This window comes from Nocardiopsis ganjiahuensis DSM 45031 (assembly GCF_000341085.1).
Classification (GTDB): Bacteria; Actinomycetota; Actinomycetes; order Streptosporangiales; family Streptosporangiaceae; genus Nocardiopsis; species Nocardiopsis ganjiahuensis.
The window spans coordinates 203,141-225,581 of sequence record NZ_ANBA01000014.1; the positions used below are offsets into that span (position 1 = coordinate 203,141).

Annotated in this window: 19 protein-coding genes; 15 read left to right on the top strand and 4 right to left on the bottom strand. The window is 70.1% G+C overall.

Translation table 11 applies throughout. The annotated features are described in order from the left end of the window. Nucleotides 1-205 precede the first annotated feature (205 nt). Nucleotides 206-1,537, top strand: coding sequence for a phosphoribosyltransferase family protein (locus D458_RS0120650; protein ID WP_026119524.1), 1,332 nt, complete (start codon nt 206-208; stop codon nt 1,535-1,537). 167 nt (nt 1,538-1,704) lie between these two features. On the opposite strand, the gene D458_RS0120655 is transcribed toward D458_RS0120650, so the two are convergent. After that, nucleotides 1,705-2,004 (bottom strand): WhiB family transcriptional regulator, encoded by a 300-nt coding sequence (locus D458_RS0120655; protein WP_017588640.1) that lies wholly within the window; start codon nt 2,002-2,004, stop codon nt 1,705-1,707. Nucleotides 2,005-2,828: 824 nt separating this feature from the next. On the opposite strand from D458_RS0120655, the gene D458_RS0120660 reads away from it, so the two are divergent. The 12 genes from D458_RS0120660 (at nt 2,829) to D458_RS0120715 (ending at nt 17,445) form a co-directional block, all read left to right on the top strand. Further along, the gene (locus tag D458_RS0120660; protein ID WP_017588641.1) at nt 2,829-3,236 is read left to right on the top strand and encodes a YccF domain-containing protein; all 408 of its coding nucleotides are present in this window, start codon (nt 2,829-2,831) and stop codon (nt 3,234-3,236) included. Nucleotides 3,237-3,396: 160 nt separating this feature from the next. Next, complete coding sequence (locus tag D458_RS0120665) at nt 3,397-4,719, top strand: AI-2E family transporter (protein WP_017588642.1); 1,323 nt, start codon at nt 3,397-3,399, stop codon at nt 4,717-4,719. A gap of 285 nt (nt 4,720-5,004) precedes the next feature. After that, on the top strand, nt 5,005-6,603 hold the full coding sequence (locus D458_RS0120670; protein WP_017588643.1) for an ABC-F family ATP-binding cassette domain-containing protein: 1,599 nt from the start codon (nt 5,005-5,007) through the stop codon (nt 6,601-6,603). 249 nt (nt 6,604-6,852) lie between these two features. Continuing rightward, the gene (locus D458_RS0120675) at nt 6,853-7,059 is read left to right on the top strand and encodes a helix-turn-helix domain-containing protein (RefSeq protein ID WP_026119526.1); all 207 of its coding nucleotides are present in this window, start codon (nt 6,853-6,855) and stop codon (nt 7,057-7,059) included. 71 nt (nt 7,060-7,130) lie between these two features. Further along, nucleotides 7,131-7,973: an enoyl-CoA hydratase/isomerase family protein gene (locus D458_RS0120680; protein ID WP_017588645.1), complete on the top strand. Its 843-nt coding sequence runs from the start codon at nt 7,131-7,133 to the stop codon at nt 7,971-7,973. Between the two features lie 348 nt (nt 7,974-8,321). Further along, the gene (locus tag D458_RS0120685) at nt 8,322-9,908 is read left to right on the top strand and encodes a DEAD/DEAH box helicase (RefSeq protein ID WP_017588646.1); all 1,587 of its coding nucleotides are present in this window, start codon (nt 8,322-8,324) and stop codon (nt 9,906-9,908) included. Between the two features lie 184 nt (nt 9,909-10,092). Then, nucleotides 10,093-11,667 (top strand): alanine/glycine:cation symporter family protein, encoded by a 1,575-nt coding sequence (locus tag D458_RS0120690; RefSeq protein WP_017588647.1) that lies wholly within the window; start codon nt 10,093-10,095, stop codon nt 11,665-11,667. Between the two features lie 425 nt (nt 11,668-12,092). Then, nucleotides 12,093-13,175 (top strand): permease, encoded by a 1,083-nt coding sequence (locus D458_RS0120695; protein WP_017588648.1) that lies wholly within the window; start codon nt 12,093-12,095, stop codon nt 13,173-13,175. Then, nucleotides 13,172-14,011, top strand: a complete 840-nt coding sequence (locus D458_RS0120700) for a TIGR03943 family putative permease subunit (protein WP_017588649.1) — start codon at nt 13,172-13,174, stop codon at nt 14,009-14,011. The genes D458_RS0120695 and D458_RS0120700 overlap by 4 nt, the downstream gene beginning before the upstream one ends. Before the next feature lie 178 nt (nt 14,012-14,189). Next, nucleotides 14,190-15,575 carry a sensor histidine kinase gene (locus D458_RS0120705; RefSeq protein WP_017588650.1) on the top strand — a complete coding sequence of 462 codons (1,386 nt, stop codon included), beginning with the start codon at nt 14,190-14,192 and terminating at the stop codon, nt 15,573-15,575. Next, on the top strand, nt 15,572-16,759 hold the full coding sequence (locus D458_RS0120710) for an AI-2E family transporter (protein WP_017588651.1): 1,188 nt from the start codon (nt 15,572-15,574) through the stop codon (nt 16,757-16,759). The genes D458_RS0120705 and D458_RS0120710 overlap by 4 nt, the downstream gene beginning before the upstream one ends. 53 nt (nt 16,760-16,812) lie before the next feature. Further along, nucleotides 16,813-17,445 carry a TVP38/TMEM64 family protein gene (locus tag D458_RS0120715; protein WP_017588652.1) on the top strand — a complete coding sequence of 211 codons (633 nt, stop codon included), beginning with the start codon at nt 16,813-16,815 and terminating at the stop codon, nt 17,443-17,445. Between the two features lie 71 nt (nt 17,446-17,516). Here D458_RS0120715 and D458_RS0120720 read toward each other — a convergent pair whose 3' ends face one another. Together D458_RS0120720 and D458_RS0120725 are read right to left on the bottom strand one after the other, a co-directional pair. Then, on the bottom strand, nt 17,517-18,836 hold the full coding sequence (locus tag D458_RS0120720; RefSeq protein WP_017588653.1) for an ABC transporter substrate-binding protein: 1,320 nt from the start codon (nt 18,834-18,836) through the stop codon (nt 17,517-17,519). A 225-nt stretch (nt 18,837-19,061) separates the two neighbouring features. Continuing rightward, nucleotides 19,062-19,985, bottom strand: a complete 924-nt coding sequence (locus D458_RS0120725; protein WP_017588654.1) for a LysR family transcriptional regulator — start codon at nt 19,983-19,985, stop codon at nt 19,062-19,064. Between the two features lie 253 nt (nt 19,986-20,238). Between D458_RS0120725 and D458_RS0120730 the strand changes: the two genes are divergently transcribed. Beyond that, nucleotides 20,239-21,393, top strand: a complete 1,155-nt coding sequence (locus D458_RS0120730; protein WP_017588655.1) for an acyl-CoA dehydrogenase family protein — start codon at nt 20,239-20,241, stop codon at nt 21,391-21,393. Here the strand turns inward: D458_RS0120730 and D458_RS0120735 are convergent. Then, the gene (locus D458_RS0120735) at nt 21,390-22,160 is read right to left on the bottom strand and encodes a 4'-phosphopantetheinyl transferase family protein (protein WP_017588656.1); all 771 of its coding nucleotides are present in this window, start codon (nt 22,158-22,160) and stop codon (nt 21,390-21,392) included. The genes D458_RS0120730 and D458_RS0120735 overlap by 4 nt on opposite strands. 101 nt (nt 22,161-22,261) lie before the next feature. On the opposite strand from D458_RS0120735, the gene D458_RS37975 reads away from it, so the two are divergent. Further along, nucleotides 22,262-22,396, top strand: coding sequence for a hypothetical protein (locus tag D458_RS37975; RefSeq protein ID WP_017588657.1), 135 nt, complete (start codon nt 22,262-22,264; stop codon nt 22,394-22,396). Nucleotides 22,397-22,441: the final 45 nt, after the last annotated feature.

The window sequence follows — 22,441 nt, forward strand, 5'->3', positions numbered from 1 at the left end:
ATCCGGTTCCGCGGTGCCTCCCACCGGAGGTACCCGCTGCCGGGGCGCCCGCTCCGGCAGGCGCCGAAGCTGTGCGGGTTTTGCCCCGGTGCGGGGTTGTAATCCGTGTGCGGCGGGGTATGCCGGTACCACTTTTCCAGCGGCTCATTCCACACGTCCGGAAGGAGCGGTGCCGGGCTCCGCGGCCGTCGGCACCGGTGAGGACATGAATCCGGTACCCGTTTCACTGCCCTTCGCCGACCGGTCCGAGGCGGGGCGACGCCTCGCCGACCGGGTGCGTCCCCACGCCGTCAACGACCCGATCGTGCTCGCGCTGCCCCGAGGCGGGGTTCCGGTCGGGGCGGAACTGGCCGAACGCCTGGCCGCCGACTTCGACGTGCTCGTGGTGCGCAAGATCGGCCTGCCCGGCCACCCGGAGACCGGGGTGGGAGCGATCGCCGAGGACGGGCACGTCTTCTACGACGACCTCGCCCTGGCCCGGATGCGGGTGCCCCGCCAGGCCCTGTCCGACACCGTGGCCTCCGAGCGGGACGAACTCGAGCGCAGACGCCGGGTGTACCGGGGCGAGCGCTCCGCCCCCCGGATCGCCGGGCGCGACTGCGTGATCGTCGACGACGGGGTCGCCACCGGCGGCACCGCCCGGGCGGCTCTGCGGATGGTGCGCCAGGCCGGTCCGGCGCGCTTGGTCCTGGCCGTTCCGGTCGCCGCCCCGGAGGCTCTGGAGATGCTGAGCGAGGAGGCCGACGCCCTGGTCGTGCTGACCGCTCCGGACAACTTCCGCGCGGTGGGGGAGTGGTACCGCGACTTCGACCAGCTCACCGACCGGCACGTCGTCTCGATCCTCTCCGAACGCGAACGCCTCCACCGCGGTCCCGACACGGCCAGGGCGGTGCGGATCAGGGCGGGGCAGGTCTACCTCGACGGCGACCTGACCATGCCGACGGCGCTGCGCGGCGCTGTGGTGATGGCCTTCGGTCAGGGCCAGAGCGATCCCCGTTGGCGGGCGACCGCCTCGGCGCTGCAGCGCGCGGGGTACGCCACCCTGCTGCTCGACCTGCTCACCGGCGAGGAACAGGACTCCGACCCCCTGGGGAGGAACGCGGGCGACGGCGGGGCGGCGGACACACGGGTCCTGGGAGAGCGGCTGAGCGCGGCGGTCACCTGGTTGCGGCGCGCCACCGACGCGGCCAGCGAACCCCTCGGGGTACTGGGTTCGGGGGACGCGGCCGCCGCCGCCCTGGTGACGGCCGCGGAACGGCCTCAGGACGTGGCGTCGGTGGTGGTCCACGGAGGACGTGTCGACCAGGCGGAGCCGAGCCTGGCCGCGGTGCGGGCGCCGACCCTGCTCCTGCTGGAGAGCGGTGACTCGTTCGTGCGCGAACTGGGCGAGTGGACGCGGGGCCGCCTGGGAGGTCCCTCGGAGCTGAGGGTGGTGTCCGACGCGGAGCAGCTGCTCCGAGGTGACCTGGGGTGGCGCCAGGTGGCGGTGGAGACGCTGGGCTGGTTCGACCGGCACCTCTCGCACCGGCCGGAGTGAGTCCGCCGAACCGGCGGCAGGACACAGGTCCGGTGGCGGGACCACACGGATCCGGCGGCAGGGCAGAGGACACGGAAAACCCGCGGCGCCCTCGACGTACTACGTCGGGGCGCCGCGGGTTATCGGGGCCGGGGCCACCGGGAGAGAGATCCGCTTGGCGGGAAACGCTAGGCGGCGTTGGCGCGGCGCATACGGCGACGGCGCTCGGAGGCGCGCTCGTCCTCGTTCAGTCCACCCCAGGTTCCGTACTTCTCCGGACGCGAGATCGCGTAGTCCAGGCAGTCCGTTCGAACCGGGCAAGCCGCACAGATCTCTTTGGCCTTGCGCTCCCGAATCTCCCGCTCCGGCTGGCGTTCGCCATCGGGGCCGAAGAAGAGCACAAGGTCCTCGCCCCGGCACGCGGCGGCATCCTGCCACCCCCAGCTCGGGCGGGGGCGCAGCGCGGCCTGCCGACGTACCTGAGACATGCTTGAACCACCTCTACTGAAATCACTAGTAAGCTGTCTGAAAAAGCTTCAGTCACCAAAAGTTGGTCATGCGGCGTGAGTCACCCCGCACGACGCAAACGTCGAGCGGTGTTGACGTTGTTCCCCGGTGTGGCTGAGACCACGAGAAGCGCCATCACAGAGGCGATGCCTGCCGATGATGGGGTGCTCTCACGCGAACGGCTGCGGAGGCGGTGACAAGCCTCCGTGCGAGCCGGTACGTAATCATGCCATCCCCACTCCCGATCATGCACGGGGGGTGGGAAAATTACTCATCCAACCGTTACCGAAACCTGATGCTTGGCGTCCGGTCTCTGGTTGTCTGTTGGATTTTGTCCCGCATCGCCAGATCTACATGTCTTGCGAAGGACACAGCACATCGTATGGGGCGATGTCCCTCCTGCCTAGGGGGTCTTCCTGATGCGCCCATCACATTGCGGTCTAGTCAGGCTCTCGAGATTGGGTGCGACCGTATGTCCTCACTCAGGGCAACGAAGGTCCGCGGCCGTTCCGTTCCCTCCCGCTGGGCTCGGTGTGTCGTCGGACCCTTCGCGACACGCCGCCTCCTCCGTACCACCGCGGACTCCCGGACCTCTCCCGGCCCGAACGCCGCGCCCTCACCACGGTGATCCTCCGCCGCGGCCGGTCGGCGCCGTCCCTTAGGGGAAGGACCAGGGGGTCGGCGAGGAACAGGTCATGGTGTGCGGGCGTCCCAGACGATAGAAAACAGGGTGCGTTCGTCTTCCGCCTCGATCGGAAGAAGCACGCGCCACCCTGCACGGGACCGAACCAAGGAGACGAACACCGTGGCCCTCTTGCGGCTCATCCTGAACATCATCTGGCTCTTCGTCGCCGGATTCTGGCTGGCGGTCGGCTACGTCATCGCCGGAGTCATCTGCTGCGTCCTCATCGTGACGATCCCCTTCGGTGTCGCTTCCTTCCGCATGGCCAGCTACGCGATCTGGCCCTTCGGCCGCGACCTCGTGCGCAGGCCCGGATCGGGTGGCGGCAGCACCTTCCTGAACATCATCTGGCTGATCGTCGCAGGTTGGTGGCTGACCATCGGGCACATCGCCACCGCGATCGGCCTGGCGGTCACCATCATCGGTATCCCGATGGCGTGGGCCTCGCTCAAGATGATCCCTGTGGCGCTGGCGCCCTTCGGCAACGAGATCGTCAGTAGCGGCCACCCTCGGGAACCCTGGCAGTTCTGACGGAGTTGGTCATTCGCGGGGGTTCGGCAGAACCGGAGCCCCCGCCGGCGCATCCCCCAGACATCCCCCGGAACAGTGTCGTCACGTGGTCGCCCCCTCCGGACCGGCCACCGCGCAACAACCAGAGAATGGAGTCCATGTGCAAGCCCAGCGGCCGGGAGTGTGGGCGCTCCTGAACAGATGGCTCAGCGCCCGAAGAGCCCGCGCCGAGCGCCTCGCCCGACTCGAGGCGCAGGAGGAGGCCAGAGCCGAGGCCGAACCCCCGGTCAAGGAGGAGGCCGCCGAACAGGATGACGTCGGCGCCGGGGACCTGCTGCGCGTGGTCAGCGACGTCGCCTGGCGGATGCTCATCATCGGCGTCGTGGCGGGCCTGCTCGTCTACGCCGTCCTCTACCTGTCGATCGTCACCCTGCCGGTCGTCATCGCGGTGTTCGTCACCGCGCTGCTCATGCCGATGGCCAAGTGGCTCCGGCGCAAGGGCCTGGGGCGCGGGACCTCCACCGCCGTCTCGGTCCTCACCGCGCTGGTCGTGCTCGGCGGCGTGGTCACGTTGATCATCCAGCCCGCCATCCAGGGCTTCGACGGTCTGATCGCCAGCGTCTCCGGCGCGCTGGTCGAACTCCAGGAACTCCAGCTGGAGCTCCCCTTCGGCCTGGAGGCGGACCCGGCCTTCCTCACCAACGCGTTCACCAACGCCTGGGACCAGATCCAGGAGATGATCACCGACAACACCCAGGAGCTGGTCAACGGCGCCTGGACCGCCGGTGCGGCCGTCGTCCAGATCCTCATCAGCCTGGTGCTGATCATCGCCCTGACCGTGTACTTCGTGCACTCGGGCGACAAGCTGATGGACTGGTTCGTCACGCTGCTGCCGCCCAAGTCCCGCCCGGGCCTGCGGCACGCCAGCGGCGTCGCCTACGGGGTGATGGGCCGCTACGTGCGCGGAGTGGCGATGGTCGGTGTCATCGACGCCGTCGGTATCGGCATCTTCCTGTTCATCTTCCTGGACGTGAACCTCGCGATCCCGCTGATCGTGCTGACCTTCGTCGGCGCCTTCCTCCCGGTCATCGGCGCCTTCCTCACCGGGCTCCTGGCCGCCATGGTGGCCCTGGTCGCCGAGGGGTGGCCCACCGCCCTGATCATCGTGGCGGCGGTGGTCCTGGTGCAGCAGCTGGAGAGCAGCGTCTTCGCCCCGCGCATCTACGGCCAGGCCCTGGAACTGCCCTCACCCATCGTCCTGATCGCCATCACCGCCGGCGGCATCCTGGGCAACATCCCGGGCATGTTCCTCGCCACCCCGGTGGCGGCCGTGCTCGCCGCACTGCTGCGCAACCGTCCCCCCGCCCAGCCCGATGACGAGAACCACGGGAACGGCCGCGAGGACCGATCGGAGCCCTCGTCGGATAAGGAAGCGGCCGCGGTCGTGGTCGTCACCCCGGCCGCGGAGCAGGCCGACCAGAAGGACCGTCCCTCCAAGGAGTGAGCTGATCCCGGATCTCTCCCCGCCGGGAATGTCCCGCGCCCCCGGTCCCGTTGTGCGGGTCGGGGGCGCGCCCGTGTCCGGGCGGTCCCTCGTCCGGACCGCCCGGGTGAAAACCCCTAGCACCATCCCTCGTCCTTGCCGTTAGGCTGGGTCGGTCGGTCTGAGGACACGTCCGCCGCGGCCCCTGCCGCGACACCACCGCCGAACCAACCCCTCCGGGGGTCGGCGCCGTGCGGACCCCGACCGCCCCGAACCGGTACACCACTTTTTGAGGATGCCCCACCCATGTTGATCGCCACCGACCTCGAACTGCGCGTCGGACCTCGACTCCTGCTGGAGCCGACGACCTTCCGTGTCGCCGCGGGGGACCGGATCGGACTGGTCGGCCGCAACGGTGCGGGCAAGACCACCATGACCAAGGTGCTCGCGGGGGAGGGGCTGCCCACCGGCGGCACCGTCACCAACTCGGGCAGCATCGGCTACCTGCCGCAGGACCCGCGGACCGGCGACCTCGACGTGATCGCCAAGGACCGGGTGCTGTCGGCGCGCGGTATCGACGAGGCCCTCAACGGCCTGCGCGAGGCCGAGAAGAAGATGGCCAGCGACCACGAGAAGACCCGGAACAAGGGCGTGCGCGCCTACGCCCGCTGGGAGGAGCGCCTCCACGTGCTGGGCGGTTACGCCGCCGAGTCCGAGGCCGCCGCCATCGCCTCCAGCCTGGGCCTGCCCGACAAGGTGCTGTCCCAGCCGCTGCACACGCTCTCCGGCGGTCAGCGCCGCCGGATCGAGCTGGCGCGCATCCTGTTCAGCGGTGCGGACACCCTGCTGCTGGACGAGCCCACCAACCACCTGGACGCCGACTCCATCGTCTGGCTGCGTGACTTCCTCAAGCACCACCAGGGCGGCCTGATCGTGATCAGCCACGACGTGGAACTGGTCGAGCACGTGGTCAACAAGGTGTTCTACCTGGACGCCAACCGCAGCGCCATCGATATCTACAACATGGGCTGGAAGCTGTACCTGTCCCAGCGCGAGGCCGACGAGCGCCGTCGCCGCCGGGAGCTGGCCAACGCCGAGAAGCAGGCCGACACCCTGCGCAAGCAGGCCGACCGGTTCCGGGCCAAGGCCTCCAAGGCGCGCGCCGCCCAGCAGATGATCAACCGCGCCGACAAGCTCATGGACGGGGTCGCGGGGGTGCGCAAGTCCGACAAGGTCGCCAAGCTGCGCTTCCCGGACCCGGCACCGAGCGGTCGTACGCCGCTGATGGCCGAGGGCCTGTCCAAGTCCTACGGATCGTTGGAGATCTTCGCCGGTGTGGACCTGGCCATCGACCGGGGCAGCCGCGTGGTCATCCTGGGTCTGAACGGCGCGGGCAAGACGACCCTGCTGCGCCTGTTGGGCGGGGTGGAGGAGCCCGACACCGGAAAGGTCATCCCCGGGCACGGGCTCAAGCTCGGCTACTACGCGCAGGAGCACGAGACCCTGGACGTGGACCGGAGCGTGCTCGAGAACATGATGAGCGCCGCACCGAACCTGCCCGAGGTCGAGGCGCGCAAGACCCTGGGTTCGTTCCTGTTCACCGGGGACGACGTGAGCAAACCCGCGGGTGTGCTCTCCGGCGGGGAGAAGACCCGGCTGGCCCTGGCCACCCTGGTGGTCTCCAGCGCCAACGTGCTGCTCCTCGACGAGCCCACGAACAACCTGGACCCGGCGAGCCGTGAGGAGATCCTGGCGGCACTGCGCAACTACAAGGGCGCGATCGTGCTGGTGACACACGACGAGGGCGCGGTGGAGGCGCTGCAGCCCGAGCGCGTCATCATGCTGCCCGACGGTGTCGAGGACGTGTGGAACGCCGAGTTCGAGGACCTCATCTCACTGGCCTGATCCGTCAGGCCTGGTGGAGGCGGTCGATCGCCATGGCCTGAGGGGCCCGTGTGGCCACGGGGACGGGGGTGGACGCCCAGAGTGCTGGGAGGTTCACCCCCGTCCTTTTCGGATGTGGTTAATGGTGTTCCGAAAATCGGCCGGTCCGGCGTGGCGCCGGACGAATGTGGCGGCGTGCGAGGGAGATGGCCGATCATGGCTGTGGTTCCCGGGAGGGGAGACCCGACCGCCGTCGAAGGGGAGAGAACTGTGAGTGACGCGTTGAGAAAGGGCACCCGCGTGTCAGGGGCGGACCGCTCGGAGCTGGCCATCCAGCTCAGGCGCCGGTACGACGAGGGTGAGAGCATTCGCAGCCTGGCCGCCGCGACCGGCCGTTCCTACGGTTTCGTGCACCGGCTGCTGAGCGAGGCAGGGGTGGAGCTGCGCGGTCGCGGAGGGGCGACACGCAAAGCCTGATCCCCGGCACGAGCCCAGGGTTACTGGCGAGTAGGGTCGGTTTGTTGTCAACCGACGTGACGGAGGAACCCATGGCACAGGCCCCGCGGGAGCCCGGGAAACAGGAACTGCCCACCGAGGAGGAACTGACCCGGGCCGGACTGAGGCTCACGGTGGAGGGAGCGGTCGCCCGCGTCACCATCAGCCGCCCCGAGCGCCGCAACGCGATGACCGGACGCACCTGGACGACCCTGGCCCACATCGGCCAGGCGCTTCCGGCCGATGTCCGAATCGTCGTCATCGCCGGGGAGGGTGACATCTTCTCCGCCGGCATCGACCTCAACATGTTCACTCCCGAGGGCGTGGACGGAGAGCGCTCGATTGTCGCCGGCCTCGCCGACGGTTCGGCCGACGAGGCCGGGCTGGACGCCTACATCGCCGGCCTCCAGCAGGGCTTCCTCTGGCTGCGCCGCCCCGACCTGGTCACCATCGCCGCGGTGCGCGGCCACGCCATCGGGGCGGGGTTCCAGCTCGCACTCGCCTGCGACCTGCGCATCCTCGCCGACGACGCCAAGTTCTGCATGAAGGAGCCCGCCCTGGGCCTGGTGCCGGACCTCACCGGCACCAAGCCCCTGGTGGACATCGTCGGCGTCCACCGCGCCACCGAGATCTGCCTGACCGCCCGCAAGGTCGGAGCGGAGGAGTCCCGCGAACTCGGCCTGGCCACCCTGGTCGTCGGCGTCGACGAGCTCGACGGCGCCGTGGACGACGCCGTCGCCGCCCTCCTGGCGACCAACGCCGAGGCCGCAGTCGCGACCAAGGCCCTCCTCCAGCAGGCCGCGGACAACACGCTCGAAGAGCAGTGCGCCGCCGAGCGCAGGGCGCAGATCGGCCGCCTCACCGCCCTGGCCGAGGGCATGGCCCAGGGAACCTGATCCGGTCCCGGGGGCGGGAACGGGGGAGACCGGTATCACCGGTGAAAATCCCCCATCCCGTCCCCGCGCCCGATCGATGTCTAGTACGCTGCTGCAAGCGGTCGTTGAATGCCGCGCGCATCCGAGCGCGCCGGGCCGCCAAGACGCGGAGAGCGTGTCGACCTCGTCGGCATCACTCTTGACCCGAAGAGCACACGAACCCCACCTTTGTCGGGGTCGCTTCCGCGTGTGATCAGGCGCGTTTGTGTGATTTCTTCGCTGGGTTCGCTGTGACCGTGTGGAGCCTTCCTCGAAACGCTGCCAAACGATGAGGAAGGTACACGTCACTTGACGACGGACACTGCCGTAATGCCCGCTTTCGACAGCCTCGGGCTTCCCAAGGACGTTGTCGACGAGTTGGCGAAGAACGGTGTGACCACCCCGTTCCCGATCCAGGCCGCGACCATCCCGGACGCCATCGAGGGCCGCGACGTCCTCGGCTGCGGCCGCACCGGATCGGGCAAGACCCTGGCCTTCGGCCTGCCGGTCCTGCTGCGCTGCGCCGAGCGCCGCGCCGCCGCCAACCGTCCCCGGGCCCTGGTCCTGGTGCCCACCCGCGAGCTCGCGCACCAGGTGCGCGACGCGTTCCGCATCTACGCCCGTGTCCTGGGCGTCAAGGTCGGCGACGTCGTGGGCGGTAGCTCCTACACCCGCCAGATCAACGAACTCCGCCGCGGTGTCGACGTCCTCGTCGCCACCCCGGGCCGCCTCTCCGACCTCATCGACCAGGGCGCCTGCGACCTGGGCGACGTCGAGATCTCGGTGCTGGACGAGGCCGACCAGATGTGCGACATGGGCTTCATGCCGCAGGTCAGCGAACTCCTCGACATGGTGCGCCCCGACGGCCAGACCCTGCTGTTCTCGGCCACGCTCGACGGCGACGTCGACAAGCTGGTCCGCAGGTACATGAACGACCCGCAGACCCACTCGGTGGACCCGCCGGTCTCGCAGGTCACCCTCATGGAGCACCACCTGCTCAAGGTGCTGCCCCGTGACAAGAACAAGATCGTCACCCAGATCGCGGCGCGCGACGGCCGCACCCTCCTGTTCGTGCGCAGCAAGTACCGCGCCGACACCATCAGCGAGCAGCTGGCCGAGGCCGGCGTCCCCAGCGCCTCCCTGCACGGCGGCAAGACCCAGAGCGTGCGCACCCGCACCCTGGCCAAGTTCCGTGAGGGCAAGATCCAGGCCCTGGTCGCCACCGACGTCGCGGCCCGCGGCATCCACATCGACGGCATCGACCTGGTCGTCAACATCGACCTGCCCACCGGCCACAAGGACTACCTGCACCGCGGCGGCCGTACCGCCCGCGCGGGTGCCGCTGGCGCCGTGGTCTCCCTGGTCGCTCCGAACCAGCGCCGCATGGCCCGCCGTCTGCTCAGTGACGCCGGCGTCGACGCCAAGCAGCACCTGGTCAACCCCGGAGACGAGCTGCTCTCCGAGGTGACCGGCGCCAAGGAGCCGAGCTGGGAGCCGTGGATCGAGCCGCCGGAGCCCGTCCGTGAGCGTCGCGGCCGCGGCGGTCCCCGTCGTGGCGGTTACGGTGGCGGCGGCTACCGTGGCGGCGGCGGTGGCGGCTACCGCGGTGGCGGCGGCGGTGGTTACCGCGGCGGCAACGGCGGCGGCTACCGCGGCGGCGACTCCCGCGGCGAGGGCGGCGGCGGTTACCGTGACGACCGTCCCCGCACCGAGGGCGGCGGCGGTTACCGTGACGACCGCCCCCGCACCGAGGGCGGCTACCGCGGCGGCGAGCGCCGCACCGAGGGCGGTTACCGCGGCGGCGACCGTCGTGGCGGCGGTGGCGGCGGCTACCGTGGCGGCAACGGCGGCGGCTACCGCGGCGGTCCCCGTCGCAACGACCGCAACGACCGCTACGACTCCGCTCCGCAGCGCTAGCCCGAAGCGGTACTGAAGCACCCGAGGCGGGTCCGACCACAGGTCGGGCCCGCCTCTTCATCGTTTTACACTCCTTTGCCGCCCCTTCACGTGTCCCAGGCGACCGAAACCACGTCCGGAGTGGACAGTGGGCCGGAAACCCCGATCCCGCACCCGGGACCACACGCCGCCTGAAGGGGAACGCGTGACCGTTCTCAACAACGCACTGGTCGCCCTCAACGACTTCTTCTGGAGCTGGCTCGTCATCCCGCTCCTGATCGTGCTCGCCGTCTACTTCACGGTCCGATCGGGATTCGTCCAGCTGCGCCTCCTCCCGGAGATGTTCCGAGTCCTGCGCAGCAGCCCGGGGGTGGCCCCGGACGGCAGGAAGGAGATCTCCTCCTTCCAGGCCTTCGCGATCTCGGCCGCGTCCCGGGTGGGTACCGGAAACATCATCGGTGTGGCCACCGCGATCATGCTCGGCGGCCCCGGCGCGGTGTTCTGGATGTGGGCGATGGCCACGGTCGTGGCGTCGGCCTCGTTCGTCGAGTCCACTCTCGCCCAGCTGTACAAGGTGCGCACCAGCACCGGTTTCCGAGGCGGCCCGGCCTACTACATGCTGCACGGCCTCGGACAGCGCTGGATGGGCGTGCTCTTCGCCGTGGTCATCACGATCACCTTCAGCCTGGTCTTCAACTCGGTCCAGGCCAACAGCATCACGGGCGCCATCTCCACCTCTGCCGACACGCTGGGCCTTCCCACCGGCTGGCTGCTGAACACCGTCGTCGGCGTGGCCCTGGCCGGGATCACGGCCGCGGTCATCTTCGGCGGGGTCCGGCGCATCGCGCACGTCGCCCAGGCGCTCGTCCCCCTCATGGCCGTCCTCTACATCCTTCTGGGTGTCGCGGTGATCGTGATGAACATCGGCGAGGTGCCCGGGGTCGTCTCCGACATCTTCGCCTCGGCCTTCGGCCTGAGGGAGATCGCGGCCGGCGGCGTGGGCACGGCGATCGTCCAGGGTCTGCGCCGGGGCATGTTCTCCAACGAGGCCGGGCTCGGTTCGGCGCCCAACGCCGGCGCCACGGCCTCGGTCTCCCACCCGGCGAAGCAGGGCCTGGTGCAGACGCTGGGGGTCTACTTCGACACCTGGCTCGTGTGCTCGGTGACCGCGTTCATCGTGCTGCTGTACGGGCCCGACTTCGACGCCGAGGCCGGTGCCGAGGTCACCCAGCGGGCGCTCCAGGACGGCCTGGGCGACTGGTCGATCCACGCCCTCACGATCATCCTGCTCCTGCTGGCGTGGACGTCGGTGCTGGGCAACTACTACTACGGCGAGTCCAACCTCCAGTTCCTCGACGCCAACCCCCGGAACATGCTCTACTTCCGCTCCGCGGTCCTGGTCGCGGTCTTCCTCGGCTGTGTGGCTCCGCTGTCGCTGGTCTGGAACACCGCTGACATCTCCATGGGCGTCATGGCCGTCGTGAACCTGATCGCGCTGGCGCCGCTGTCGGCGACCGCCTTCCGCCTGCTGGCCGACTACAGCCGCCAGCTCCGCAACGGTCTGGACCCGCAGTTCACCCTGGCCAAGATGCCCGACCTGAGGAACGTGACGTGCTGGGGCGAGGCCGGCGGTCCTCTGCCGGAGGCGGTCGACCGGTCCGAGGGGAAGGTGCTCGGCGACCCCCTGACGCGGCAGGGCCCGGTGGCCGACGAGGCCGACGGCACGGACGAGGAGGGCCCGGACACCGACAGCGGTCGGGGCCCGGGCCGGGACGGCTAGGGATTCGGGGTACCAGGGGCGGGGTTCGGCCGGAACCCCGCCCTTCGGTACGGCGGACAGGCCGGTCCCCTTGGTCTCCCGGGAGCACACCACCGCCACGACCGTGATGACACCGACCGCGGCCACACCGGTGGCGGCGCAGGCGGGCAGCAGGCCGATCGCGAAGGCCGCCCCGCCCCTGAGGAGCAGGCTCGGGACGAGGAGCTGTCCGCGGCCGATCCGGGCACCGTTTTCTTGCTTCCATGCCCGCTCACACCAGGGAGGCCGGCCCCGCCCGGCTATGGGGGTCGAGGGCACACTTGTCCGTCCCGCCATGTGTGGTCGCACCCCCGGTCGTCCACAGGGCGGCTCTTCGGGACCCAAACGACAATCGTTTTCGGTTACCATTCGGGAAGTCCCCAACCAAAGCCCAACGGAGTACCCCTGTGTCCGAACGGACGACGCCGGAGCGCGACTCCGCACCCGACCCCGCCGCATCCCTCGGTGACTCGATCGCCGCTGGCTGGGACGAGCGTGCGGACGAGCTGCCCCCCGCTGACTGGGGGAAGGAGAAGAGCTCACGCAGAACCGGAACGGTCTGGCTCTTCGCCCTCTTCACCACAGTGATGGCGATAGCCCACGCCTGGTTCACCGATGAGCTGACCAGCCAGGCCTTCCTGGCCTGGGCGACCATCTTCACCGCCATCAGTTTCCAGGCACTGCCCTTCCTGGTCTTCGGCGTGGCCCTGTCCGCGGCGCTCGTCGCGTTCGTGCCGGCTTCGGCCTACCAGCGGTTCATCCCGAACAAGCCGGGCCGCGCGGTCCCGGTGGCCGGGATCTCCGGGGCGCTCCTGCCCGGCTGCGAGTGCGCGTCGGTCCCCATCGCGGGCAGCCTGATCAAGCGCGGGGTCGCCCCCGCGGCGGCGCTCACCTTCCTGCTCGCGGCGCCCTCGATCAACCCGATCGTCATGATCGCCACCGCCGTGGCCTTCGCCGGGCAGCCGGAGATGATCCTGGCGAGGTTCGTGGCCTCGCTGCTGGCGTCCGTGGTCATCGGCTGGGTCTGGGTGCGCTTCGGCAAGGCCGACTGGCTGCGCCTGCCCTCCCGCACCCACGCCCCGGGGGCCTCCAAGTGGCAGGTCTTCCGCGAGTCGATGCTGCACGACATGATGCACGCGGGCGGCTACCTGGTGGTCGGCGCGCTCGCGGCCGCGACCCTCAACGTTATGGTGCCCCGTGAGTGGCTCCTGGCCGTGGCCGAGGCCCCGATCATCTCCGTGCTGGTGCTCGCCGGGCTGGCCGTCCTGCTCTCGATCTGCTCGGAGGCCGACGCCTTCGTCGCGGTCAGCCTCACCGACTTCTCTCCCACGGCCAAACTCGCGTTCATGGTCATCGGACCGATCGTGGACCTCAAACTCATCGCCATGCAGGCCGGGGTGTTCGGCTGGCGGTTCGTCGCCCGCTTCGTGCCGATCTGCCTGGTCGTGGGCCTGCTCAGTACGTTCCTGATCGGAGGCATTCTCTTTTGAACCGCATCGCTCAGGGGCTCACGCTCGTGTTGCTCGGCTCCGCCGCGCTGACCAGCACGCTCCTCACAGACATGTACCTGAACTGGGTCAAGGCGGGTTTCGGTCCGTTCCTGATCGCCGCCGGTGTGGTCATGGTGCTGCTCGGCGTCCTGGTCATCACGGCCGAGTTGCGTGGCGAGAGCCATGCCCTGGACGAGGAGGCCGCGGTCCCGGAGGGGGCCGCCGCGGCGGAGGCCGGCGACGAGGGCCGGTCCGAGCTCGACCACGCCGTCTCCGAGTACGGCAGCGGCAAGAGCGGTGGGCACGGTCACGACCACTCGCGCGCCCCCTGGGTGGCCTGGCTGCTCCTGTTCCCCGTGCTCGCGGTGTTCGTCATCGCGCCCCCGGCCCTGGGTTCCTACACGGTGGAGAGCACCGGGGGCTCCGCCGGGCCGCCGCCCCGCGACGAGCGCGGTCCCTCCCGGTTCACCGACAACCTGAGCGAGGCGGCCCCCGACGAGGTGGTCGAGCTCAACGTCCAGGAGTTCGTGATGCGGGCCTGGATCGACGAGGAGCGGGAGCTGGCCGGCCGTGAGATCGAGCTGACCGGTTTCGCGGTCCCCAACCCGGAGGGGGAGGGCTGGTACCTGGCCCGGCTCCAGATGGCCTGCTGCGCTGCGGACGCGGTCGTCAACAAGGTCCTCATCACCGACCACCCCGCACCGGAGGCCGACACCTGGTGGCGGGTGCGCGGCACCTGGGTGGAGCCGGAGGGCGACCTGTACGAGGTCTCCCAGCACGAGATCTCGACCTCCTCGGTCGAGGAGGTGACCAACCCGCCGGACCCCTACGAGTAGTCGCCCGGTGTGTCCCTGCGAGCGGTACCGAACGGGGCGCCGGAGAAAAACACCCTGATCGGGATCTTGTACCCGATCATGCGCTTCGGTCGCCACACCGGCGGCAATTCGACAGTTTTTTATTGCCCTGGGTGACAATGGGGGCGTGGCAGAACGGTACGAGCGACCCTGGAGACCATTGCGCGCACTACGTCCGCGCAGCATCCGCGCCCGGGTCACCGCCGGTGCCGTCGCCGTACTCGCTCTGGTCGTCAGCATCATCCTCACCGGTTCCGCCTTCACCATCCGTGAGCTCACCCTGAGCCAGGCGCGGGACCGCGCCGCCGAGGGCGCACGGCACGTGGTCGAACAGATCATGACGGAGCGTTACAGCGGTCCGATCCCGGCCTCGGAACCCATCCTGCGTTTCCAGGTGGTCGACTGGCGGACCGACGAGGTCCTGGCCGCCAGCGACGCCCTGACCGGTTTCCCGCCCCTGACCGATCAGGATCCCGAGGTCAGCGACTTCCGGTTGGACGACGTCTCCTGCGGGCTGGCCGCCGGGGGCCACGAGGGGGACTGCTTCCAGGTGGTGGGCTACTCGATCTCCGACTCCGCCTACGGGGACGACATCATGGTGCTCGCGGCCACGCGCACCCCGCTGGTCCTGTCCGGCAACCTGCTGGAGTTCGTGATGCTGGGGATCTGGGTCCTTCTGATCTCCGGCTCCGCCCTCATCATCTGGTACGGCGTGGGACGCGCGCTGCGCCCGGTCGAGAAGATCAGCGCCGAGCTGGACCGCCTCTCCGTCAGCGGCCTGCACCGCAGGCTCCCCGTGCCCAAGAGCGACGACGAGATCGCCCACCTGGCCCGGACCGCCAACTCCAGCCTGAACCGGTTGGAGGAGGCGGTCACCCGGCAGCGCAGGTTCGTCTCCGACGCCTCCCACGAGCTGCGCAACCCCATCGCGGGCATGCGCACCAAGCTGGAGGTCGAACTCTCCGACCCCGACCCCGACGAACGTGCGCGCGAACGCCTCCTGACCGGTCTGCTGTCCGACACCGAGCGGTTGGAGAACATCGTCTCCGATCTCCTGGAACTGGCCCGTCTGGACACCGACGTGGCGATGAAACGCGAACAGGTCGACCTCGCCGCCCTGGTGGAGCAGGAGTTCACCGGACGCCGCAGACCCCTAGAGATGCGCGTGCACACCTCGGGGCCGGTACCGGCGCTGGTCAACCGGCTCCGCGTGGTCCGTGTGCTGACCAACCTGGTGGCCAACGCCGAACGCCACGCGAACAGCCGGATCGACATCATCGTCCAGCACCACCAGGGAGCCGCCGTGGTGGAGGTCCACGACGACGGCGCGGGGATCCCGGTCAAGGACCGTGAACGCGTCTTCGAGCGCTTCGCCCGGCTGCCGGAGTCCAAGGAGCGCGACCCGGGCGGAAGCGGCCTGGGACTGCCGATCTCCCGGGAGATCGTGCAGGCGTACGGCGGCACCCTGGCCGCCGGTCACAGCGACCTGCTCGGCGGCGCGTTGTTCGTCCTGCGCATCCCTGACCGGACGGAGTCGCACCAGTGACGGTTGACGAGCACAGGTCCGCCGGCGAGGACGAGGCGGTTCCGCCCTCCCGTATCCCCGAGCTCGAGGCCGAGGCCGAGGAACAGGACGTCGCCGACCCCTCGGCCGAGGGAGGGGGTGACGGCGAGGACCCGGCGAAGCACCTGGCGGGCGGTGGCCCGCGGCGCCCCAACCACTTCGTGCTGGGATTCGTCGGCGCGCTGGGGGTGCTCAGCGCCTGGCTGCTGGTCAACGCCCTGATCAGTGTGCGGGCCGTGCTCGTCTACATCCTGATCGCGCTCTTCCTCGCGATCGGCCTCAACCCGGTGATCGAGCTCCTGCGGCGGCTGCGGATGCCGCGCTGGGCGGCGATCGTCACGGTCTGCCTGGCGCTGGTGGCCTTCCTGGTCGTGTTCGTCTGGGCGATCGTGCCGCCCCTGACCGAACAGGTCAGCAGTTTCGCGGCCAACCTGCCGGCCGCCTTCGAGCAGCTCCAGAACTCCGCGTTCTTCCGGGACCTGGACGAGCGCTACCACGTCCTCGAGCGGTTCGAGGCGGCGGTCACCGACGCCGACTTCGGGCAGCAGATCTTCGGCGGCCTGGTAGGGGTGGGCCAGGTGGTGTTCAACTCGCTGTTCGCCACCTTCACGGTCCTGATCCTCACACTGTTCTTCATGGCCTCGCTGCACGGCATCATGGACGTCTCCTACCGGTTCGTGCCGCGCTCGCACCGGGACGGGGTCCGGGAGATCGGCGACGAGATCGTCCAGCGCATCGGCGCGTTCATCGCCGGTCAGCTGGTGGTCGCGGCCTTCGGCGGTGTGGTGGCCTTCCTGTTCCTGTGGCTGACCGGTTCGGCCTACGCGCTCACGCTGGCGCTGGTGGTCGCCACCACCGCCCTGATCCCGCTGATCGGCACCACCATCGGCGCCGTGGTGGCGTCCCTGGCGGTAGCGATCGGCGATCCCTGGATGGGGCTGGTCACCCTGGTGTTCTTCCTGATCTACCAGCAGATCGAGAGTTACGTGATCTCGCCCCGGGTGATGCGGCACGCGGTGGACGTGGTGCCCACGGTGAACATCACGGCGGCGCTGGTCGGCGGTGCCCTGCTCGGTCTGGTCGGTGCACTGCTGGCCATTCCCACGGCGGCCGCGTTCACCCTGGTGCTCAAGAAGGTCGTCTTCCCCCGCCTGGAGCAGCGCTGAGTACCTCGGAGGAGAGCCCCGGCCCGGAGCGAACGGGGCACAAGTGGGGGTGGGTGTGGCGCGCGGCCCTGCTCGCGGGGTGGATCGGGCTCCTGCTCTGGGCCGTACTGCACGGGCCCGACCTGGAGGCGGTGCAGGCCTGGACCGCCGACGCCGGCGTGCTGGCCGCCCTGGTCTACCTGCTCGCCTACACCCTCGCCGTGCAGGCCCTGGTGCCGCGCCCGGCGCTGAACATCGCCGGCGGACTGTTCTTCGGTCTGGCGGCCGGGGTGGTCCTGGCCCTGATCGGCGGGGTGCTGGCCGCCCTGGTCCAGTTCACGGTGGCCCGGTACGTGGCCGGCGACGCGCTCGCCCGCAGACTTCCCGAACGGGTGCGCACCCGGCTGGAGGGGCTGACCGGCAGGCGGGCCCTGCTCGCGGTGGTGCAGCTGCGGCTGATCCCGGTGATCCCCTACCAGATGGTCAACTACGGTTTCGGGCTGACCGGGCTGAGACCCGGTCCGTTCACCCTGGGGACCGCGGTGGGCTCGCTGCCCGCCACGGCGGCGATGGTCGTGGTCGGTACGGGCGGGGTCGACCTGGGCTTCCCGGTCGCGGTGGCCACCGGGGCCGCCGCGGCGCTCCTGGCCCTGGCGTGGTGGCTCCGCTCGCGCCGTTCCAGGAAGAAGGAACGGGCGCGGGCCTGAGCAGGCCCGCGCCCGTGGTCACCGGGAGCGTTCCGGGGGCGCCCGGTGCGTCCTCCTGGGAGGTGCGTCTCCTAGGAGGTGCCGCCGAACAGCGGGACGTCCTCCGGGGCGGGCCGGTCCAGGTCGAAGGGGAGGATCTCTCCGCCGTCGCTGTCGGTAACCCGGGGTTCCTGGAGGAGTTCGGGCTCCTCGCCGGCACGGTTCTGGACCACCATCACACCGGAGTACCCGCTGTGGTCGTCCTCGGTGGCGGCGAAGGGCACCAGGCCCGGGCCCGTCCACTCCTGGGAGTTCAGGGTCTCCAGGAGGGTCTCGCGGTCCAGGTCCGGACCGACCTCCATGAGGACCTGGGCGAACAGCGTCGCCTGGACCATGCCGTACACCGTGGTGTCGGTGAAGGGGGCACCGTCGTTGTACTCGTCGTGGATCTCACGGTAGAAGGCGGTCCAGGGGTCGTCGGTCTGGGCCGCCATGGGCAGGAACGCGGTGATGATCAGGCCGTCGGTGAAGGCCTCCGGGGGCACGTCCTCGGCAGGGGTGCCCTCGGCGTACTCCTCGATGAGCTGGGAGACGATCTCCACGTCGCCGCCGAAGCTCGGTGCCACCCACTGCGGCTCGTAGCCGATGGCCTGGGCCTGGAGGATGGCCATGCCCAGGAAGGCGGGGATGCAGTAGCAGACCGCGACGTCGGCGCCGGACTCCTTGAGCGCGGCGACCTGTCCGTCGAGCTCGGGGACCCCGGGGTCGTAGTCCTCCCAGGCGACGATGTCGTCGAGGAGGTACTGCTCGATCCCCGAGTGGGAGGCCGGGCCGACGTCGTCGTTCTGGTAGAGGAGGCCGACGTCGTCACCGGCGAAGTTCTCCGCGATGAAGGAGCCCTGGACCTTGGCCTCCCTGGAGTAGTCCACCTGGAAGCCGTAGCTGTAGGGGTACTCCTCGGGCTGGTCCCAGGCCAGTGCCCCTGAGGAGACGAAGAGGTCGGGGACGCCCTCTTCGTTGAGCTCTCCGATGACCGACTCGTGGGTGGGTGTGCCCAGACCGCCGAGCATCGCGAAGATCTCGTCCTCGTCGATCAGCTTGTCGGTGACGTCCATGGTCTGCGCGGGGTCGAAGGCGTCGTCCTCGACCCGGTAGTCGATCTGTCGACCGTGGATGCCGCCGTTGTCGTTGATGTAGTCGAAAACCGCGCTCGCCCCGGTGGAGACGTGGACGAAGCCGGGGGAGGCGGGACCGGTGAGCGGTTGGTGGGTGCCGATGACCACGCTGTCGTCGGTGACCCCCATGGTGACGTCGTCCGCCGCGGGGGCCTCGTCCGCCGACTCGGGGTCGGCGCAGGAGGCGGCGAGAACCGCGACGGCGAGCGCCGACGCGACAATTCCCAGTGATCGCATGGTGGTGTCCTGAACTCGGTTGTGCCTTCGCAGCGGGAGGCCTGTCGGCCCGTGGGGGAAAGCGGTTTCGTAGCTCAAGAGAGGACGGGGGGCAGAGCTTCCTACTCGTCAGTACGTTACCGGTGCGTAAACATCATACGAACATGGTTCATAACTGCAACCGCCGGTAACGTAAAGTGGGCACGGCTGAGGGACCCACCTGCGATGTCGGTGCGTCGGACGAGGTCAGGCCGTGGTCGGCGGGTTTCCCCTGTCGGCCGGCGCCCGGTCCAGGATCTCGCGGGCGAGGCGGGCGATGCGGTCGGAGGCCTGGTGCACGCTGCTGTCACGGCGCCAGACCAACAGGTGGCGCAGCTGTATCGGGGCGCCCTCCAGCTGGCGCACCACCACGCCCCTCCCGGACTCGAAGTCCGACTGGCACGGGGCGATCGCCCGGCGGTCGGCGATGAGGTCGCGGATCTCGGAGCGCTCGTAGAGGCGGTAGGGCACCTGCGGGCTGAACCCGGCCCGCTGGCAGGCCAGGTAGAAGCACTCGGGCCAGCCGGTGCCGTCCGGCGGGGTCAGCGCCCACGGGCACTCGGCCAGGTCCTCCAGGCGGATGAACGGCTTCTCCGCCATGGGGTGATCGGACCACAGGGCCACGTGCAGGGGGTCCACGGCGAGCATCGCCCAGGCCAGGGGGCCGTCCGTGGGCAGGTCGCGGTCCACGTAGTCGATGGTCGTACCGACGTCCAGCCGGCCGGCCCGCACCAGGTCGGTGACCAGCTTGGGAGAGTACTCGGTGCGCACGTGGACCGGAACGTTCGGGAAGACCTCCGGCAGGCGCGCCGACAACTCCACGGTCAGCGGTCCGACCCCGCCCACGCACAGCGTGCTCGGTGAGGCTCCGCGCGCCGTGATGTCGTGCACCAGGTCGTCCATCGACAACAGGACCGCACGCGCGCGGACCAGCACGAACTCCCCGAGCTCCGTCGGCCGCACCCCCGAGCGGCCGCGGTGGAAGAGGGGGCCGCCCACCTGACGCTCGATCCTCTGCAGCTGGGTCGTCAGCGCCGGCTGGGACGTGGACAGCGCGGCGGCCGCCTTGGTCACGCTGCCGGTGTCGGCCAGGAGGCAGATCGTACGTAGGTGGCGGAGTTCGAGGTCCATGCGTGGAATCTAAGGTGCGGAGGCGCTCTGTGTACAGACGTGGTGACGAGAAGGGGTGAGCCACACATCCCGTGCAGTGGGCGGGGTGCGATCCGCGCCCTTCGTCCAGACGTACCTGGATGCCGCCCGGCGTGGCCCGTTGGGATATGGTGCCGTGCGTCACCATATAGTTGGACGACCTACTAAATACGCGGCGATCCCGCGGAGGCAGTCGGTCCGAGGCGCACCTGGGCGCGCAACCCTGGGAGAGTTCATGACGGTCGAACGCACGCTGCACACACCGGAGGCGGAGCAGCTCCTGGAGCTGACCCGCGAGATCGTGGACAAGGAGATCGCCCCGCGCGCGGCCGGGGACGAGGAGAACTCCGTCTTCCCCCGCGGCGTCTTCGCCACCCTGGGCGAGGCCGGGCTGCTCGGACTGCCCTACCCGGGGGAGTACGGCGGCGGCGAGCAGCCCTACGAGGTCTACCTCCAGGTCGTGGAGGAGCTCGCCCGCGGCTGGCTCGCGGTCGGCCTGGGCGTCAGCGTCCACACCCTCTCCTGCTACCCGCTGGCCGCCTTCGGCGCTCCCGAGCAGAAGGCCGCCCGCCTGCCCGCCATGGTCGGCGGTGGACTCCTGGGCGCCTACTGCCTGTCCGAGACCGCGTCCGGCTCCGACGCCGCGGCACTGGCCACCCGGGCCGAACGCACCGGCGGCGGCTACCGGGTCAACGGAGCCAAGGCGTGGATCACCCACGGCGGGGAGGCCGACTACTACACGCTCTTCGCCCGCACCGGAGCCCCGGACTCGGGTGCGCGCGGCATCAGCTGCTTCCACGTCCCGGCGGACACCCCCGGCCTCGGCTCCGCGGCACCCGAGCACAAGATGGGCATGCGCTCCTCACCCACCGCGGGGGTCCTGTTCGACGACGTCGAGATCGGCGCGGACGCCCTCGTGGGGGAGGAGGGCCGCGGCTTCGGGATCGCCCTGTCCGCCCTGGACTCGGGTCGGCTGGGCATCGCCGCCTGCGCCGTGGGTCTGGCCCAGGCGGCCCTCGACGCCGCCGTCTCCTACTCCCGCGAGCGCCGCCAGTTCGGCAGCGCCATCGGCGACTTCCAGGGTCTGGGTTTCATGCTGGCCGACATGGCGACCCAGACCGCCGCGTCCCGGGAGCTCTACCTGTCCGCCGCCCGCCTGCGCGACGCCGGGCGCCCCTTCAGCAAACAGGCCGCCATGGCCAAGCTCATGGCCACCGACACGGCCATGAAGGTCACCACCGACGCCGTCCAGGTCTTCGGCGGCTACGGCTACACCCGGGACTTCCCCGTCGAGCGCTACATGCGCGAGGCCAAGGTCCTGCAGATCGTGGAGGGCACCAACCAGGTGCAGCGCATGGTCATCAGCCGCCACCTGGCCCGGGAGGCCTAACCGCGCAGGAGGTCGGCGGTGTGCTCGGGAGGGTGCACCGCCAGCTGCACCGGACGGTCGGTCAGCACGGCCAGCGCCGACCGGTACTCGGAGCCGCGGTCCAGGTCCGACAGCCACGCGGCTCCGGGGCCGCCACCGCCCTCCCAGGAGAGCAGCCGCGCCTGTGCGTGCGGAGGACTGACCGTGACCCTCCTCAGCCCACCCGAAAGTCCCAGCCCGGTGGCCTTGAGCAGGGCCTCCTTGCGCGCCCAGTAACCGAAGAACGCCCCCACCCTGCCTTCCGCGGGCAGGGCGCTCCACACCTGCTGTTCGGCGTCGGACAGCGTGTACCCCGCCAGCCCGGCCAGGTCCCGGGTCTCCGAGACCCGCTCCACGTCCACGCCGACCGCCACCTCCCGGGCCAGGGCCAGGGCCACCCACTCGCCGGAGTGGCTGACCGAGATCTCCCACCCCTGGGCCGCGCCGGTGGGCACCGGCTTGCCGTGGGGGGCGTCGTCGCCCCTCTCCGCGCCGGTCCGCGACTTGTCCTCGCAGGACAGGCAGCGCAGCTCGAAGGTCACCTTCTCGGGAGCACAGCCGGCGCGCTCGGCCAGTACCAGCCGGGCCAGGGAACGCCCCAGGAGGTGGCGGTCGCGGTCGGCCTGGAGCCGGAACCGGGACTGGCGGGCGAGTTCCCCACTGTCCAGCAGGCGCAGCAGACGTTCGCTCGCGGCGGAGGTGTGGGCCCACCACACCGTGGACTCGAGGGGCGCGGAGCTGAGGGTCATGCCCCCATTGTGGCTGATCTTCAACACGATCGGTGGTGTGAGCCGGAGCCAAACGGGGCATCCGGTAAGTGGCAGGTCAGCCCGCCCCCTTGGAGGCTCAGATGTCTGTCGTCATGTTGTTCGGCGCCGGAGCGCTCATCGGCCTCGTGGCCCTCACCGCTGTGGTCCTGGTGACCCTTCTGACGGAGGAGCCCGAGTCCGGAACGCATTCCCCCGAGGATCGCTCCGTACTCTAGAACGGCACGGTTCCCCTGCCGTGCCACAGTCACCAGCACGGAAGG